The organism is Leeuwenhoekiella sp. A16 (assembly GCF_047946675.1).
Classification (GTDB): Bacteria; Bacteroidota; Bacteroidia; order Flavobacteriales; family Flavobacteriaceae; genus Leeuwenhoekiella.
Genome location: NZ_CP172313.1, coordinates 1,452,318 through 1,470,418, shown reverse-complemented (window position 1 = coordinate 1,470,418; position 18,101 = coordinate 1,452,318). Strand labels below are relative to the sequence as shown.

At 37.8% G+C, this 18,101-nt stretch carries 16 protein-coding genes; 8 read left to right on the top strand and 8 right to left on the bottom strand.

Features of this window, described 5'->3' with window-relative positions; translation table 11 throughout:
* Window positions 1-11: 11 nt before the first annotated feature.
* Window positions 12-2,630: an MGH1-like glycoside hydrolase domain-containing protein gene (locus ACH3O9_RS06245; protein WP_416445369.1), complete on the bottom strand. Its 2,619-nt coding sequence runs from the start codon at window positions 2,628-2,630 to the stop codon at window positions 12-14.
* A gap of 213 nt (window positions 2,631-2,843) precedes the next feature.
* A complete protein-coding gene (locus tag ACH3O9_RS06240; protein WP_416445367.1) occupies window positions 2,844-5,087 on the bottom strand; it encodes an inorganic phosphate transporter in 2,244 nt (747 codons plus the stop codon).
* Window positions 5,088-5,361: 274 nt separating this feature from the next.
* Between ACH3O9_RS06240 and ACH3O9_RS06235 the strand changes: the two genes are divergently transcribed.
* Window positions 5,362-5,727: a toxin-antitoxin system YwqK family antitoxin gene (locus ACH3O9_RS06235; protein WP_416445365.1), complete on the top strand. Its 366-nt coding sequence runs from the start codon at window positions 5,362-5,364 to the stop codon at window positions 5,725-5,727.
* Window positions 5,728-5,936: 209 nt separating this feature from the next.
* Here the strand turns inward: ACH3O9_RS06235 and ACH3O9_RS06230 are convergent, their stop codons facing one another.
* Window positions 5,937-6,224, bottom strand: coding sequence for a TIGR03643 family protein (locus tag ACH3O9_RS06230; protein ID WP_416446635.1), 288 nt, complete (start codon window positions 6,222-6,224; stop codon window positions 5,937-5,939).
* A gap of 211 nt (window positions 6,225-6,435) precedes the next feature.
* On the opposite strand from ACH3O9_RS06230, the gene ACH3O9_RS06225 reads away from it, so the two are divergent.
* The 5 genes from ACH3O9_RS06225 to ACH3O9_RS06205 all read left to right on the top strand — a co-directional run bounded on the left by ACH3O9_RS06225 (window position 6,436) and on the right by ACH3O9_RS06205 (window position 10,952).
* Window positions 6,436-7,005, top strand: coding sequence for a hypothetical protein (locus tag ACH3O9_RS06225; protein WP_416445363.1), 570 nt, complete (start codon window positions 6,436-6,438; stop codon window positions 7,003-7,005).
* A 186-nt stretch (window positions 7,006-7,191) separates the two neighbouring features.
* A complete protein-coding gene (locus tag ACH3O9_RS06220) occupies window positions 7,192-7,641 on the top strand; it encodes a hypothetical protein (RefSeq protein ID WP_416445361.1) in 450 nt (149 codons plus the stop codon).
* 74 nt (window positions 7,642-7,715) lie between these two features.
* Complete coding sequence (locus ACH3O9_RS06215; protein WP_416445359.1) at window positions 7,716-8,291, top strand: hypothetical protein; 576 nt, start codon at window positions 7,716-7,718, stop codon at window positions 8,289-8,291.
* A 16-nt stretch (window positions 8,292-8,307) separates the two neighbouring features.
* Window positions 8,308-8,808, top strand: a complete 501-nt coding sequence (locus tag ACH3O9_RS06210; protein WP_416445357.1) for a nuclear transport factor 2 family protein — start codon at window positions 8,308-8,310, stop codon at window positions 8,806-8,808.
* An 83-nt stretch (window positions 8,809-8,891) separates the two neighbouring features.
* On the top strand, window positions 8,892-10,952 hold the full coding sequence (locus ACH3O9_RS06205; protein WP_416445355.1) for a M13 family metallopeptidase: 2,061 nt from the start codon (window positions 8,892-8,894) through the stop codon (window positions 10,950-10,952).
* A gap of 157 nt (window positions 10,953-11,109) precedes the next feature.
* Here the strand turns inward: ACH3O9_RS06205 and ACH3O9_RS06200 are convergent, their stop codons facing one another.
* Window positions 11,110-11,754, bottom strand: a complete 645-nt coding sequence (locus ACH3O9_RS06200) for a hypothetical protein (protein WP_416445353.1) — start codon at window positions 11,752-11,754, stop codon at window positions 11,110-11,112.
* 97 nt (window positions 11,755-11,851) lie between these two features.
* Here ACH3O9_RS06200 and ACH3O9_RS06195 point away from each other — a divergent pair, with 97 nt between their 5' ends.
* Window positions 11,852-13,180, top strand: a complete 1,329-nt coding sequence (locus tag ACH3O9_RS06195; protein ID WP_416445351.1) for an aspartate kinase — start codon at window positions 11,852-11,854, stop codon at window positions 13,178-13,180.
* A 104-nt stretch (window positions 13,181-13,284) separates the two neighbouring features.
* On the opposite strand, the gene ACH3O9_RS06190 is transcribed toward ACH3O9_RS06195, so the two are convergent.
* Window positions 13,285-14,088: an NAD(P)H-binding protein gene (locus tag ACH3O9_RS06190; RefSeq protein ID WP_416445349.1), complete on the bottom strand. Its 804-nt coding sequence runs from the start codon at window positions 14,086-14,088 to the stop codon at window positions 13,285-13,287.
* Window positions 14,089-14,097: 9 nt separating this feature from the next.
* On the bottom strand, window positions 14,098-16,419 hold the full coding sequence (locus ACH3O9_RS06185) for a M20/M25/M40 family metallo-hydrolase (RefSeq protein ID WP_416445347.1): 2,322 nt from the start codon (window positions 16,417-16,419) through the stop codon (window positions 14,098-14,100).
* Between the two features lie 135 nt (window positions 16,420-16,554).
* On the opposite strand from ACH3O9_RS06185, the gene ACH3O9_RS06180 reads away from it, so the two are divergent.
* A complete protein-coding gene (locus ACH3O9_RS06180; protein ID WP_416445345.1) occupies window positions 16,555-17,016 on the top strand; it encodes a CBS domain-containing protein in 462 nt (153 codons plus the stop codon).
* Between the two features lies 1 nt (window position 17,017).
* Here the strand turns inward: ACH3O9_RS06180 and ACH3O9_RS06175 are convergent, their stop codons facing one another.
* Both ACH3O9_RS06175 and ACH3O9_RS06170 read right to left on the bottom strand, forming a co-directional pair.
* Window positions 17,018-17,365: a hypothetical protein gene (locus tag ACH3O9_RS06175; protein WP_416445343.1), complete on the bottom strand. Its 348-nt coding sequence runs from the start codon at window positions 17,363-17,365 to the stop codon at window positions 17,018-17,020.
* Between the two features lie 117 nt (window positions 17,366-17,482).
* Window positions 17,483-18,004: a GNAT family N-acetyltransferase gene (locus tag ACH3O9_RS06170; protein ID WP_416445341.1), complete on the bottom strand. Its 522-nt coding sequence runs from the start codon at window positions 18,002-18,004 to the stop codon at window positions 17,483-17,485.
* Window positions 18,005-18,101: the final 97 nt, after the last annotated feature.

The window sequence follows — 18,101 nt, the reverse complement described above, 5'->3', positions numbered from 1 at the left end:
AAAATCGCAGTTTAATCTTCCATTTCTAAAATTAAATTAGCTATTAAAGCCGTCCATCCGGTTTGGTGTGAAGCTCCTAAACCTTTGCCGGTGTCACCATCAAAGAATTCATAAAAGAGATGATTGCTTTTAAAATGTTCATCATTAGCAAACAGATGTGCATCGTCATCTGCATGATATTGATATTTGCCATCTTGATTACGTTCAAAAAGCTTTACTAAACGTTTAGTGAGTTCTTTAGCGATCTCATTCAGATTCATCTTATTTCCAGAGCCTGTAGGGAATTCATATAAATATTGTGAACCGTAAAAAGTATAATATTTACGCAACGATTGTATGATCATATAATTCAATGGCATCCAGATGGGGCCGCGCCAGTTAGAATTACCACCAAACATACTTGACCTGCTTTCACCGGGTTCATATTGAATTCTGTGCTGCCCATGATGTTCAAACACAAAAGGATGCTCATCATGATATTTTGAAAGCGAACGAATACCAAAATCTGAAAGAAATTCGTTCTCGTCAAGCAGGCGTTTTAGCAAATGCTCAAGCCTGAACCCGCGCATGATAGAGAATAAATAGTTGCCCTCCTCATTAAATTCTTCAATACGTGAAATAAGCGAAGCCAGATCAGGTCTTGTTCTTACAATCTCGACTACTCTTTTTCTAAATTCTTTTAATTCTTCAAACAAGTCTTTATTGATGATCTCTACTGCAAACAAGGGTATGATGCCCACTAAAGAGCGCACGCGTAATCTATCTGTTGCACCGCTGGACATTTCTACAACATCATAATAAAAATTATCTTCATCATCCCAAAGCGAAATATTCTTTTTCCCAATATGATGCATCGCCCAGGCGATATTTAAAAAGTGTCTAAAAAATTTCGCGGCAGCTTCCTCATACGCTTTATTGGTTTTAGCAAGCTCTAATGACATGCGCAACATGTTAAGCGTAAACATGGCCATCCAGCTGGTAGCATCTGCCTGTTGCATTCTGGTGATGCCCGGCGGCATATGATTACGGTCAAAAACACCTATGTTATCAAGCCCTAAAAATCCGCCCTCAAAGAGATCTGTGCCATGCGTGTCTTTTTGATTGACCCACCATGTAAAATTGATAAGTAGTTTCTGAAAGGATTTCTCTAAGAAATTTTGATCTCCTACTCCCGCATATTCTTTGTCTTTTTCATAAACATGCCACACCGCCCATGAATGAACCGGCGGATTAACATCGCTGTAATTCCATTCATAAGCCGGGATCTGGCCGTTGGGATGCATGTAATTTTCGCGAAGCACAAGTAGTAGTTGTTCTTTAGCAAAATCTGCATCTATCTCTACAAACGACGCCATATGAAAAGCCAGGTCCCAGGCGGCATACCAGGGATATTCCCACTTGTCTGGCATCGAGATGATGTCGCGGTTTGTTAGATGCTGCCAACTAAAATTACGTGCGTTAAATCTGCTGGGAGTTCCCTCGCCGGGACCTCCAAAAAGCCATTTAAAAACATCATTGTAATAGAATTGTTTAGTCCACAATAAACCGGAAAAAGCACTTTTTGCAATAGCCTGATGTTCTTTAGGCAAGTCACTTTTTATAACTGTGCTGTAGAAATCTTCACATTCAGCTATTCTCTGGTCAAAAATAGTATCGTAATCGCTCCAGGGTTCTTTGGTCTTCTTTTTGGTAAGACGCACTTTAACCACTTTCGACTCACCGGCTTTGAGCTTAAACTTGTGCCATATTGCGACTTTAGATCCGTTCTTATCTGGATTTACTGAAGCTTCTCTATCTACAACGTGGTCATTGATCCCGTCTTTAACATAATCAACATCATTAGGAACCCCATAAATACGGTAGTTATTTGTTTCGTTATCGCAAAAAAGTTGTTCGCCATTTTCATGATAAAAGAAGTATCTCCCGTTTCTAATGCTGTTTGATTCAACAGAACTATTAGAAGTAGATTTAATTGATGGTCGCGTAAAGCGTTTGTTGTGTTTCCAAAAATTACGAAACCACAAATGAGGCAATACGTGAATTTTAGCAGCTTTTTTACCCCTGTTGATAACAGTGACTTTCATGAGAATGTCATCAACATCTGCTTTTGCATACTCAATAAAGCAGTCAAAATAGGCACTGTTTTTAAAGTTTAGTGTATCAAGTAATTCATATTCTGTTTCCTCACGGCTTCTTTTATTACTTTGAACAAGATCTGTATATGGGAAAGCGACTTGCGGATACTTATATAAATACTTACTGTAAGAATGTGTGGGAGAAGATACTTGGTGAAAATAAAGTTCTTTTACATCTTCCCCGTGATTTCCCTGATTGTTAGTTAAACCAAATAAACGCTCTTTTAATATGGGATCTTTACCATTCCAGAAAGCTGGCGCAAGACAAAGAATCTCTCTTGAATCGCAAAAACCGCCAATTCCTTCTTCTCCCCAGCGATAGGCATTACTGCGAGCTTTGTCGTGATTTATAAATTCCCAGGCATTACCATCTTCACTATAATCTTCACGTACCGTTCCCCATTGCCTTTCGGCGAGATAGGGACCCCATTTTTTCCAATTTTGATTATGACCGGATATTTTTAACCGTTCTGCTTCTGCACCTTTAATGGTCATATGATAATCTAGTATGTATGATCACAACAGGAAATCATATAATGGATTTCCTTATAGTTTGTAGATAAAAATACGTATTAAATTTTAAGTGAATACGTATTCCTTATGTGCGTAACTTTTTGGATTTATTCCCGGGTACTTTTAGAAAAGTTATGGACGCAAAAAACCTGCTTATTTAAGCAGGTTTTCGGTGTTTTAGCCTTAAAAATCGGTCTATAAATGCTTTTTATGTTCTATATAATAGTGCTCAAGCAAGTTCATAGTCGCCTTAATAAGATCTTCAGTTTCCTGAAGTAAACTGAAATATAACATCGTATTTTTAGGACTGGAATCACTATTTCTGGTGCGTTCTACCTGTTTTTCAATTTTAGTTGAAACGCTGTCAAGAAGTGCTTGTTTCTCTTCAAGAATTGACACAATCGCATCAAAATTCTTATCGTTAAATGTATTTGTGATCTTGCTGAATAAGGTGTCAAGATTCTGCTCAATTTCCTTAAGGTCTTTAAGCTGTGTGAATTTTAATCCTTTATGATTATTATTTAAATGATCGTAACTCGCAGTCGTGATAAAACTTATTGACTGTGTCACATCTTGTAAATATCCTAAAACGTCTATGTAGAAGCGGCTTGCCTGTACATGTGTATCGTCAAGATTTTTAATGAAGTAATACAAACTGTTACGCAACTCTTCTACTTCTGCGTTAAGCTTTGTAATACCTTTTTTGCTCTTTTTTAATCGGGAAAGATCAACTTTAGCCAGGCCTTCTATGGTGCCGGTATAGACTTTGTTTCCGCGTTTAAACGCAGAGGCAACATTAGATGTGCTCTCGTTAATAATACCCTGTATTGAATTACTCACAGCGCGCAATAATCTGCCTTCTTCGGCTTCAGCCTGAGAACGTTTTTTGTGATTGATGTAATTACGCACCAATAAGATTACAGCGAGTATAAAGAGAATAGCAAGAGCAACGGTGCCACCTTCCCAAAGAATAAAGGCCATTATTGCTGCTGCGGTAAATGCGCTTAATGCGGTCATAAACCAGCCGCCTATTACATTCATTACCCCTGCAACGCGATAAACAGCACTTTCACTACCCCATGCTCTGTCTGCAAGAGACGTACCCATTGCAACCATAAAAGTTACATAAGTTGTAGAGAGTGGTAATTTCATAGAAGTTGCTAAAGATATAAGTACACTGGCAATCATCAGATTCACTGCTGCACGTACAAGGTCAAAAGCAGGCATATCCATCGCGGCGATACGAGAAACAGGTTCTCTTTTTGTAAAGCGCAGATTAATACGATCCTGAATACGTTGAGGTACTAAGGTCATTACCCCGTAGTTTAAGCGCATCGCACCACGTACGAGACCACGTGAAATAGAATTAGGTTTAAAGCGCTCTGTACCTTCGTCTTGTCTTGCAAGGTCAACAGAGGTTTTTACAACTCTTCTGGCCTTTTTAGAAAACCAGAGCGTCAATATCATTACAATACCTGCGGCAAGCAAAAGTAAAGGTTGCGTAGGGACTTTATCGGCCAGAGTTTCCATACTGAAACTTTCTGCAGGAACGCCGCTGTTTACCCAGAATAAGTAAGACTGGTATGCGGCCATTGGCACACCAATGAAGTTTACAAGATCATTACCTGCAAATGCCATAGCAAGTGCAAATGTGCCTATGACGATCACCATCACGTACACGTTGATATTGAAAAGCTTATTTATAATGTATGAGACCAGCGTCCAGATAAGTACACTAATTCCCATAAAAGAAGCTACATTATTTTCTGCCCAGCTTATAAAATCACCATTCATAAAAGAAGCACTTGACAGTCCTTTTACAACTATAAAGTAACTAATTGCTGCCGTCGCCAGACCACCAAATAAAGCAGCGACCCAGCTTGGTTTTTTTTCAAAATTAAAAGTAAGCAGGAAACGCGTTATAAATTGCACCAGTGCTCCCACCGTAAATGCAATGAGCACTGAAACGAGTATACCCGTTATAATTTCTATAGCTTTATCAGAATTTATGTATTCACCTATTTGCATAAGAGAATCGTCATTTGCAGAAAGCTTTATGATCGTCATACACACTGCAGCCCCTAAAAGTTCAAAAACGATAGAAACCGTCGTAGAAGTAGGCAGCCCAAGTGTGTTAAAGAAATCGAGCAGCAGAATATCTGTTATCATGACAGCCATAAAAATGACCATTATTTCATCAAAGTAGAACTTGCCGGGCACAAAGATTCCTTTTCTGGCAACCTCCATCATACCGCTTGAAGAAAGAGCTCCCAGGACAATCCCCACACTTGCAACAATTATTATTGTCTTAAAAGAAACGGCTTTAGAACCTATGGCAGAATTGAGAAAATTTACGGCATCATTACTTACACCTACCACCAGATCTGCAATGGCCAGAATAGCCAATGCAACCAGCATAATCAAATAAATATTATCCATGAAGTACTTAATACTTTAGTCAGCAAATTTGATATTTATTTTCTGTATATATGTTATGTGAAGGTTATAAGTAGGACGATTTATACCTGTTTTTACCCGATTTTCCTCCTAATTGACCCATTCCTGGTCGTTTTTATATTCTGTAAAATAAATATAATCACTTGACAATTAATTAATTATAGTTTTAATGTAAATTTAATGTTACCTAAATGTTTCCTAATATTTAAATTAAAGCTATATTTGTAATGTTAAGTTTAATTAATAACATGCTATTATGAAAAAAATCCTTATGATTTTTGCATTGGTGGGCAGCATAGCACTATCAACTGCACAGGAAAAAGTAAAAAATACTTATGAGAAGGAAGGAAATCTTATTAAGGCTACCTTATTTCATGATAATGGCGTTGTAAGTCAAACTGGTTACTATACTAAGGACGGCAAGCTACAGGGAACCTGGGTAAGCTACACTGAAGAAGGACAAAAATCTGCCGTAGCTCAATACGAAAAAGGGCAAAAAGTAGGTAAGTGGTTCTTTTGGAACGACGACACTTTACAAGAGGTAAATTATGATAACTCAAAAATTACCAGTGTTAACACATGGGAGAGTAAAGGAGAACGTGTTGTAAGTAATAACGAGTAATCGCCATTACATCAAAATAATAAGATCACCTTATTAGATAAAATTAAAACCATCAACTTTTGTTGATGGTTTTTTATGAGCTATATTCAATTAGGAGGGCCACCATTTGCAGGAGAAGGTATAAATATGGCAGTGCCTGATGCATTCTTAAAATGCTTTAAACGAAATGCTACATATATTTAGTGAGCACTGATGTGTAACAACAGGTGCTACCGCTTTGCGATTTTATTGTTGCTTATTTGCTTTTGACGGCTACTTTTAAAAGTACCGCTTACAAAATCCCGTTTTGCCGCATGTTTTGTGTTTCGGCCCTGTACTCGTTTGCGCCACATTTTAAAGCTGCTGGGCTTCATCTCATTGCGCATTAGGCTAATAACTGCAGCTTCATTTAAACCAAATTGAAATTCAATAGAGTCAAACGTGGTGCGGTCTTCCCATGCCATTTCAATAATTCGGTCAATTTCTCTGGGAGTTAGTTCTTTTTCGCTTGCATAAATTTCTACTCACTTTCTTGAGTATGGTAAAGTTATAAAGAATCAACTTATTCTTTGTACTATAAGCGAGGATGCGGGCGTTAATTAATAAAAGATAAAATAGGCTTAGGCAATTTTTTAGAAGATCACTCGCTAAGTTTATGATATTTTTAATTTCAATTACAGCTTTAAATACCTCAAGACCAATAAATTTGTGTGAACAAAAAAGATCGCGATGAAAAAATACATTCTTATAATTATAACTACAATTACTTTAATCAGTTGTAATAACACCAAAGAAAAAGAAGCGCAGGTGAATGAAAATGAACCTAAAGAAGATATAAAAGTGAATAAGAAACCTGTTGACTCGATGAAGATAAGATATGCAGATGCCGGTCTGAATAGGCAATATCTTGAGAATATACAGAAGTCTAATAAAAGGGCAGCTATTGAAGAGGTCTACGCTTGGGAAGAACTGAAGGCATTGAACGAAGATATGCTTAAATTACAGGAAATAAAAGCGGCGGAATTAGAAGGTCACATTAACCAGTTAAAAGGAGATGCTGCAGCTGTGCAAAATACCATTCCCACTTTAATCTCAACTCGTGAAATAGAAGGTCTTGTTAATCAAATTCAGGATAGAATTATTGAATTAGACGAAGCTTTAAGCGAAAATAAAGCTGAAATTAGAGTTTCAGAAGGGATAGAGAACATTACAGACTCCTACGATGATCTAACAGAGCAGATAAACGAAATACTTTCAAAACTTACCCATTCTGCCCTAAAATCGGTTAAAAATCAATAAAAAGCGCGACACTGCAAGATTATAGATTTTTCTGATTTTTAAACTAAAAAGGACGATTTTTGAGGAAAATGAGGCGTTTTTCGAAATTAACTGTTAAATCCTGAAAAAACTTTAGGAGAGATTTAGTCTGTAAGTTTTTCTGCATCAAGTACGTAGCTGTAATTTTGTAAGACAATTGCAAATTACATGAAGAAGATAATTATTTGTGCGCTATTCTCAGCATTTTTTATAAGCTGTAACAACCCCGAAGAAGGAATTAAAAATCTACAACTTGCAACTAAAGTGCAACCGCTTGTAGATCCTGCTCAGGCTAAAGTAGAACAATGGTCTGCATACCGTGCACTAGAACAAAATATACGTACAATAAGCAATACAAACGCTCTTAATTCTATAAGTCTGCAGGAAAGAATGGTGCGCAATGTTAGCGCAATGTCTAAGCAGATACCCAAAGAACTGCGCACTAAGAATGTGATTGCCCAGATTGCGCGCATTAATGAAAAAGTAGAACGATTTTATAAAGAGATCGATGAAGAAGAAATGCATGAGCGTGTTGTTGACAGGCATTTAAGAGAGATTATAGAGGCATTTGATGATCTCAATAAAGAAATTAATCACGCTGTAATAAAGCATATGTAGATAAAAAAGCTCCTGAAACGGGAGCTTTTTTAATTAATACCTTTTCACGTACTTTTGATTTCTTAAAGTATACCATGAATAAGAGTTTAACCGTTCTGCTTTTCTGCATTTTACTGGGCATTTTAAGCTGTCAGGAAAAGCAGGAACAACAACAGGAGAATACACAAATAGAAGAGCTTCCCGTAAAATTTAGAGATAGTGTTTTAATCAATATAAAACTTTCACAAGATGCAGCTGCTGCCACCGCATCCTGGAAGGGTTATGAGGTTCTTGAGCAGGCTTTACGAGATTTAGACAATTCCGCTATTGGGAGTGTGAAAACAGAGATTGATCAATGGGTTGTCGCAACAGAAGAGATACAGCGGCAAAAGCCAGATAGTCTTCAGGATAAGTCTATAGAATCACGCCTTACCGTGCTCAATACTAAAGCACATACTCTTAAGCAAAAGGTGGAAAAGCGAGATATAGATACTGCAGAAGTTAACCAGGAGGCGACAGAATTCTACAATGCCTTTCAGGATCTGAAATTGCAAATAAATATGAAGTTTCAAAAATCAATAGATGATATTCTCAATGAATTTGACACAGAGAATATAGAATTACGTAAATCTTTGCAGATCGATTCTGTTAAACAGCAAATCGTTAACTAAATAAAAGGATTACAAAATGGCATTTAAAAAGAGCGTTTTTATACTGTTTTTGGCAGGTTTTTCGCTACTAGCGCAAACAGATCAAAACAAACAAACGATAGATTCACAATTAAACGCCTGGCATAAAGCTGCCGCAGATGCAGATTTTGATGCTTATTTTAATTTGATGACAGATGATGCCATTTTTATAGGTACAGACGCTACAGAGAATTGGAATGTAGAAGAATTTAAAGCTTTCGCGAAACCTTACTTTGACAAGGGCAAAGCATGGAGTTTTACGGCCATTGAGCGCAATATTTTTATAGGTCCTTCACAAAAAATCGCTTGGTTTGATGAATTGCTAAATACCCAAATGGGAATTTGCAGAGGCTCAGGTGTGCTTGTCAAAGTTGGCAGTAGCTGGAAGATCAGGCATTATGTGTTATCAATAGCTATTCCTAACGACGACGTAGATCAGGTCACCGCATTAAAAAAGGAGCATGACAGCCTTCTTACTTCAAAAATTCTGCAAAACTAACCTATAATTATTTTAAGTATATCCTGTAACGTTTTGCTTAGAAATAGAACTTATTCACATTAATTTAAAACATGTAATAAACAATGAATATTAAAATGAAACCGCTGCTTTTGCTAGCTGCCGGAGGTCTAATCTTTACTTCTTGTAAAGAGGAGAAGCATGAAATGGCAAGTGAAGACAAACAGCCGGGTCTTGTTGTTGAGAATATGGACACAACGATAAACCCTAAAGATGATTTTTACGCTTACGTAAATGGTAACTGGATGAAAACCACAGAAATTCCTGAAGAGGAATCTACCTGGGGTGGTTTTGGTGTTTTACGTAAAAACACGCGCAATGACGTGTTGAGTATTATTAACAATGCCAAAGAAACCGGCGAGTATGCAGAAGGTACAGACCAGGCAAAAGCATTGTCTATTTACGAGTCTGAGCTGGATACTGTTGCGCGCAATAATGCAGGTATAAAACCTTTACAGCCTGCACTTGATGCAATAAGCGGAATAAAAAACCTTGAAGATCTGCAAACGGTTCTTGCTACAAATATCGCAATAAATGCTCCTTTTGTTGGTTTTAGAGTGTTCCCTAATTTTAGCAAAAGTACCATTAACGCTGGTTATATCACACCCGGTGGCTTAGGTCTGCCAGATCGTGATTACTATCTAGATCAGGATGCTAAAGCGAAAGAAATACGAGGTCAATATGTTGACTATATTACTCGTATGCTTCAGTTTTTAGGAGATGATGAGGCAGCTGCACGTAAGCAGGCAGAACTTGTTCTTAAGCTTGAAACGCAACTTGCAGAGCCAAGACTTGATAAAGTACAAAGCAGAGATGCACGTAACTTTAATAACCCAAAATCTATTGCAGAGTTACAAGCAATGGTTCCTGCTATCGACTGGAAAAAAATGATCTCAGATATTGGTGTTAAAAAGGATGTTGATACTGTAATTGTAATGCAGCCTGCATATATGAAAGCGTTACAAAATACTTTAACAGGAACAAGTATAGACGATCTTAAGACGTTAGTACGCTGGTCTACTTTAAACAGATCTTCAGATTATCTTACTGTAGATATGGAGAAAGCTAATTGGGATTTTTATAGCAAAACTCTAAATGGTGTGCAAAAACAAAAGCCGGCAGATGAGCGTGCTTTACAAACTGTAGATGCTGTTTTAGGAGAAGCTGTGGGTAAGCTTTATGTAGATGAGAAATTTCCGCCGGAAGCTAAAGCGAAAGCAGAAAAAATGATCGCAAATATCATTGACGCTTACAGAGATCGTATTAATAATCTCGAATGGATGAGCGATAGTACAAAAACTAAAGCTATCGAAAAGTTAGACAAATTCACGGTTAAAATAGGTTATCCAGACAAGTGGGAAGATTACGCAGACCTTGCTGTTAATAAAGACAATACGTTCTATGAAAATATGCAGGCTGCAAGTGAATGGGCACAGGCAGATAATCTTAAGGATTTTGATGAGCCGGTAGATAAAACAGAATGGGGTATGTCACCACAAACTGTGAATGCATACTTTAATCCTACTTTTAATGAGATCGTATTTCCAGCGGCAATTTTACAACCTCCTTTTTATAACTATCAGGCAGACGAAGCTGTTAATTATGGTGGTATAGGTGCTGTTATAGGTCATGAGATCTCTCATGCTTTTGACGATAGTGGTGCTCGTTTTGACGCAGATGGAAATCTTAAAAACTGGTGGACGCCTCAGGATCTTGAGTCATTTACAACTCGTGCAAATGCACTTGCAGATGAATACAGCAATATTGAAGTTGCAGACAGCCTTTACATCAATGGTAAATTCACTTTAGGTGAAAACATAGGTGACTTAGGTGGAGTTCTCGCTGCTTATGACGGATTGCAAAAATTCTATGCTGAAAACGGAAGACCTGAAGACATTGACGGCTTTACACCAGAGCAACGTTTCTTTATCTCATGGGCAACCATCTGGAGAACAAAAATGAGAGACGATGCATTGCGTACTCGTATCAAGACAGATCCTCATTCTCCGGGTATGTACAGAGCGTATGTGCCATTGCAGAATGTAGATGCATTTTATGAAGCCTTTGGTATACAAGAAGGTGATAAAATGTACTTACCAGAAGATAAGCGCGTGCGCATCTGGTAATTAGTTCTTAGTGTTCTAAAGTAGAGGTTGTTTAAAGAACATTCTTCGTCAATCTGAACTTGTTTCAGATTCTCATCATAATTGCCGATAAAGCATTATGAGATTCCGAAATAAATTCGGAATGACGGGGTTTTAAAGTCTTTTAAACAACCTCTTTTTATTGCGCTTTCATTTCGTTTACGAGAGCAAAAGCCTGATTCACATATTCTTTTTCTAAGAATAGCGTGAAGTAGTTAGAGGTAGAAATAGCTTCAAAAATGGGAATGCCGTCATAGGCAAGCAGTTTAAAGATATAGAAATACAGACCTACTGTTTTAGAGTTATTCTCAGGTAATGCAATAGAGATTGAAGCAAGATCCTTTTTTATAGTGATACAAGTTTCTTTAGTGAAACATTCCTCAACGATCTGCGTGAGATCATTTGATACCAGGATATTACTTTCGTGAAAGTTACTAGAATACGTAAAATAAGCTTTTGGTATATTTTTTACCTGCTCAAGCAATTGCAGCTGACTGTCTAAAATACTAGCTGAATTTAGAAATGTAAAATCTGTAATGCCAGAGCGCACAACAATATCGCCCAGTTCGCGCACCATTTTTGCATTTAATCGCCGTTGCGGAAAGTAGCGTCGCAGCGCCATAACTATAGAACCAGAATTCACTGTTTTTCCTAATTCCTGTTCTATTTGCGGTTTAAAATCTTCGGCGAGGGCACTAAAATTTATAATATTTCGCGTAAGCGCATCCTCAATAAAAGGTTGATGCTTTATAAGCGTTTCTACACAGGAAGTTATCGTCTTCAATGTTATATATTTAACAATTTGTGCAAATCTATATAATTTTTTAGAATTATTTTATACATCGTTGGTTTCGTATTAATTATGCAGCAAAATTAAGTTTATGAACGTATTAAAATTTGGTGGTACATCAGTAGGAAATGCGGCTAACATCCGCAAGGTAGTAGAGATAATCTCGCAGAGTGAAGAAAAAAAAATAATCGTTCTTTCTGCAATGTCTGGCGTGACTAACCTATTAGTTAATCTACATAAAGCAAGTGTTGACGGGAACGACGCAGAAATCTCTGAAGCTTTACAGGCAATAAAGGTTAAGCATTTTGAAGCAATAGATAGTTTGTTTACAAATTCGCAAAGCGCGAGTGAAGCGATGGTGCAAATAGACCAATATCTTGCTGATCTTAGAGAGTTGGCGCTGGGGGATATAAGACCATCGTTGTATGCAGAGATTGTCACTTATGGTGAGACTATGCTTACTTATCTGTTCTCTAAATATCTTGATCAACAGCAGATAGAAAATGTGTTGCTTGACGCGAAAGAATTTATGTATGTGGGTTCTGTAGAAAATCCAGACGTGAATGCCGTAGGAGCCAGGCTTAAGCCTGTTTTAAACAGAAAGCCATCTACATTATATATCACACAGGGCTTTGTCTGTCTTGACGACAAGGGAAATATAGAAACCCTAAAACGCGGAGGAAGTGATTTTTCTGCAACAATTATAGGTGCAGCTGTAGGGGCGGGAGAAGTGCAGATCTGGACAGATATTGACGGTCTTCACAATAATGATCCCCGTTTTGTACAGGAAACCAGACCTATTGAGCATTTAACATATAACGAGGCTGCAGAGCTTGCTTATTTTGGTGCAAAAATCTTACATCCACAAACAGTGGCCCCTGTAATAGATAAAGATATTCCGGTTTGGCTTAAAAACACTTTTGAGCCACAGGCAGCGGGAACAAAGATTTCTAATGAGCATCATAATCGCGGTTTAAAGGCCATATCTGCTAAAGATGGTATTACAGCGATACGCATACGTTCTAACCGTATGCTAGGTGCGCACGGCTTTTTAAAAACCATTTTTGAGGTCTTTGATCGTTATGAGACTTCTATTGATATGATCACCACTTCTGAAGTTGCTATCTCGCTTACCATTGATGATAATCGCAATTTAAAAGCTATAGTAACAGAACTTTCTGTAATTGCAGAAATCACAGTAGAGCAGGAGCACAGCATTATTTGTATCGTTGGCGAGAATCTTATTGAAGATCACGAGTCTTATAAAGCTTTTAGTCTTTTAGACAAACTGCCAGTTAGAATGATCTCTTATGGCGGAAGCAACAACAATATTTCTTTGCTCGTACCTACTAAGGAAAAGGTAAAGACCTTACAATATCTAAACGCTCAACTCTTTAGACTAGAGGGAGCTTTGGTTTAGACTCTTTGTTAAATTAGTGTTAGCCTTCTTCCTGCGTACCTTCTGGAAGAAACAAAAGATCCGGGCAATTGTCCGGATCTTTCTTTTTCTAATTAGGCCAAAATTTAAATTTTAACCTTAAACTCATAATTGAGTATCTCTTTCAGATTTACAGAATCTACTTTTTTGTGAATTTCCTCTTCATTATCGGTGCTATACTCGGGAGGTTTTATGCCCATTTCTACCGCTTTTTGATGATAATAGTCCGATTTTTTGGGATGTTCTGGCGCAACTGCATTAAATATGTGGCCAAAGGCGTCTTGTTTTATAATCTCATTGATTATTGCAATACAATCAATCCTATGTATCAGATTAACCGGCGCTTCACCATTACTTAAACCTGTGCGACCGGCAAGGTATTTTACAGGATTTCGGCTTCCGCCAAATAAACCACCAAAACGAACAATAGTGGCTTTAAAGGCTTCAGAATTTGAGAACATAAGTTCGGTTTCCAGAAGTTGTTTGCCGTTGTTGAGTGTTGGTTCTGGTAGATCTACTTCCGTCACGTGACCCTGTGCATCGTCATATACGCCGGTGCTGCTTACCAGAATTACTCGTTTGATTCCTGCTCTTTCAATTTCGTTTACAAAATGGAGCATTTTTAGAGCATGATTGTGACCCGAATTATGACGTAATCCCGGCGGAATCAAAACGATAAGAATATCAATAGCACTTAAAAATCCGGTAATTTCACCTGATAATCCGTCTTCGGTGAGCAAAAAATAGAAACTGGGCAAACCAGCTTCATTAAGCATTTTCAACTTTTCCTTATTTGTAGAAGATCCCTTTATATTGTGACCTTTTTGTTGCAGGGCAACAGCCAGAGGTTTACCCAGCCAGCCCATTCCTGCTATTGCGATATTGCTCATGCTTTACTTTTAGCGTTTAGAACTGGCAAAATTAACTTCTTGCCGTGTAATAATAGCGTCTGTATAGATAAATGGCATAGGCATTGTATTTTCTGGTCTTGGCGGCAGGTTATAGTCAGCGTTATCTAATAAGTCATAGCTAAAATCATAAACTGTAAAACTAAGATCAGTAGTATCTGGCACAGTAAGTTTGATCTGCAATGGTTGACGATCTGTAACTCGATAGCTCAAAAACCGACTACTTGTTCTGCCAGACATTATGTAGGGCTCGTTATCATCTTTTTGAACCAGTTGGCCATTAAATTCGAGATGTTGAAAAGGAGTTCCCGCAGCGTTAGACAGTAACATATCGTTGATCTCTCGCTGGGGGTAAATAGCAAAATCGATCTCTCTCATCCCGTTTATCACGGTATCTCTGGAAGTATAAATACTAGACGGAGCTACCGGTTTTCTGGGCGCAGGTGACGTTCTTGTAAAAAAGCTGTTGTATTTACCAGAAGCTTCATTGTTTTCAGGGTTTGTCTCTTCAGCTTTGTTACCCATAATTGCAGAGATCCATGTGTCTGGTTGTTTATTATACGTCGCCCAGTAGGTTTCTTTCGTGTCAACGTCGTAGACATAATTGATGCTGGTTGGGAATTTTCGCTCTGGCGTAAAATCAGATTTAAAGTGAGCCGAAACAAAAAAGATGATACTTATTATTAAAAACAGAAATGCAAACTTCCCTTTGTTATGATAAAAACCCAGAAGTGGAAGTAATAGCCCAAAAAGGAGAACTGCAAATGCGGCGCTTGCGGTCAACATTTTAAGGCCCAGCCCAACCGGAAAATCACGTATATCATGCGCGAGAATAAAAATAGCCGGAGCACACAACAGGCAAAGAGCAAGGAGATTGGGTTTACGTGTACTTATTATTAGAAAAACAGCGAGTATACCAAAATACACCGGAATTATAAAAAAGCTGGCACCGGGTAAATTTAACGCCACTAATGTTGAAATAATCAGCCAGAAGAAAAGAGGTGCGATACTTAAGCTTGCTGCATGGTAAGGTTTATAGAATTTGTGGTAAAAGAAAAATGTGATAGCTAGTGTAAGACTACTAAAAGCAGCGATATATTCATAACCGTTGTAAGTAAAACCCTGTAAAATATCTGCATAGGCGGGGTAGGCTAAGAGGATAAGTTTCCATCCAAAAAAGGTTACAAGGCAACCTGTAATTAATGAAAGTAAAAATGGCAAAAAGCCTCTGCCTATAGTTTTAAACGTGAATTTCTTCTTTTTAATTCCATAAAATATGAGTGCAAAAAATGCAAGAATAGCGACAATGAGCATGGGCCAGATCAGGCTAAAAGGATAATACACCATTTTAACCACAGGCATATTTAAATACACATAATCTTCTGTACTCTTAAGGTTGAGGTCTGCGTTAGAAAAATAATTCAATAGCGGCACGAGATAACTTGCCTGGTGCTCCAGAGAGGTGCGATCTAACCTTTCATAAGTGTCGAGTGCAGTGTGATAGTCAAAGTGATCACCTATAAATGCAAAGAAAAAACTGTCTATGTCACCATCCTTCCGTAAAACTGTAGAGTCAGTATCATTAGGCAGGATCTTGTAAATGCTGTAGTACAATGAGTTTGCAAAAGGATATTCAGGATTTGCTTTCGCGAAAGCTTTTATAAGTGCACTGTTCCCGCCATTAGTCTCAACAATCATGTTAGACGGCCCGCCGCTACCGCGTGCTTCAAAATTAAGAGCCAGACCTACATTCTTAGCCCAGGGATGTTTATTTGTAAATACAGAAGCGCCGTTAAGACCTAATTCTTCTGCATCTGTAAAGAGAATTATAATATCATTTTTAGGTTTTTGACCTGTAGCCAGATAGGCGCGTACTGCTTCTAACACAGTTACAACTCCGCTGCCAGCATCGCTTGCTCCATAAGACGCTGTGTGTGGTGCGCTGTCATAATGAGACATTAACAAAAGACTTTTATTGCCATCTGTGCCGGGGATACGGGTTATTATATTAACCGCTTTACTTAAAGCGCCCCAACCTGCTTTGTATGAAAAACCTTCTTCTAACTGTACCTCTAAGCCCATACCTTCAAGAACCGAGACTAAATAATCCTGAACTTTTTGATGCCCCGGAGTCCCAACAGAATGCTGCTGTGCCGAAATATATTTTAGCTGCTCCAGCGCTCGCTCTGCTGAAAATGCGGTTTCTGGTACATCGCCATGACTATAAGAATGCGGTTTATGGGTGTAAAAGCTATAACAGATTATCCCAACGAGTAATAGGAAAGAAAGGGCTACAGAATATCTTTTTCTCATGCTTGACGATTAAGTATTAAAGGTAATTGGTTGGTTTGTGATACACAAGTGACCAAAATATGAGCACAGTTGTAAAAATAAGCGAAAACGATTTCGAAAAAAATATGTAACTTAAACCTATCAAAATCAAGTATTATGGGGATTAAAAGTTTTATGGGCAAACGCTCAAAAGTACAATTAGACACGGTTAACATACGCGTGTCTGATTATATGACCACTAAGCTGATTACTTTTCGTCCTGAACAAACGGTTATGGAAGTAATGGAAAAGTTGATCAAGCACAGAATATCTGGCGGGCCGGTGGTCAATGATAAAAATGAACTGCTGGGAGTGATCTCTGAGGGTGATTGTGTAAAACAGATCTCAGACAGTCGTTATTACAACATGCCTGTAGAAGATGCCACTGTAGAGAAGCATATGAACTGCCATGTTGAGACCATAGACGGGAATATGAATGTTTTTGATGCGGCAAGAATATTTATTGAGAAAAAACACAGGCGTTTCCCAATTGTAGAAAACGGGAAACTTGTGGGGCAGATAAGTCAAAAAGATGTTCTTAAGGCAGCTTTACAATTAAAAGGGCAAACCTGGAAATAAGTTAAGTGCGCTTAACCAGCGCATAAAAATCGCCTTCCAGCGGCAAATATCCCTGATCGTACACAAAATAGTAGGTTGTGCCTGCTTTTGTGGTGTAAATACTTGTGAAGTAATTAAAGTCAAAACCCGCATGAACCAGTCTGTTTTTAGTCGTTTTGGTTTTGTCTTCAGGGTTTAGTTTATCTAGAATTCTATAATTCTTACGCAGTTTGTTATTGACATTGCGCATGAGATTCTTAGTGTCGCTATTTTTGCGGTTATTATAACTGTTGCGGCACGCATCGCTACAGAATTTTTTATCTGCTCTTCCTATAATTTTGTCTCCGCATTCCGGGCAGGTTTTTGTCATAGTTTACTATTTCGCTTTAAGCGAAATAAAGATAAGTAATTTTAAAAACACCTGATTTTTAATGGGTTTTTGGCGATTTTAGCTCTTTTAAGGCCGATTTTTTTAACTAATAACATATTATAGATCTCTCGCCATCACATTAAACTGAAAATTTTGTGTGCCTATTTGAAACTCGTGAGTTCCTATTTTATTAAAACCGCTGTTTATATAAAAAGACAATGCGCGCTCATTGCTCTGTAAAACGGAAAGCCAGATATTTTGATAACCATTATTTTGGGCATAATTGAGGAGTTCCTTTTGTAAAGACAAACCAACTCTTTGGGAAAGAAAATCCCGCAGCACATAAATTTTTTGCAGTTGGCAGGTTGTCGTACAATTGAGGAAGTTAGAAGATGAATCTAACTTTAGCTTGGCATACCCTACAGGAAGTCTGTCTATAGTAGCAAGCCAATAGACATTAGTCTTTTTCTGCAAACTCGCTTCTATTTTCTCTACCGAAAATGTACGGTCATAATAGGCTAAAAGTTCGCTTTTATCAGGAAACAAATGACCAAATGTTTCAGTAAAAGTGACTCTTCCCAATAAGGCAATAATGCTAGCGTCTTCAATTGTGGCTCGCTTAAGTGTGGAGTGGTTCATTTGAGTTTTAAGTTATATATAGTTACCAAGGTTTAAGGTAACTATATACGTATTTACACTAAATGAGAGATTTTATTAATATTTTTAGAGCTTGGAA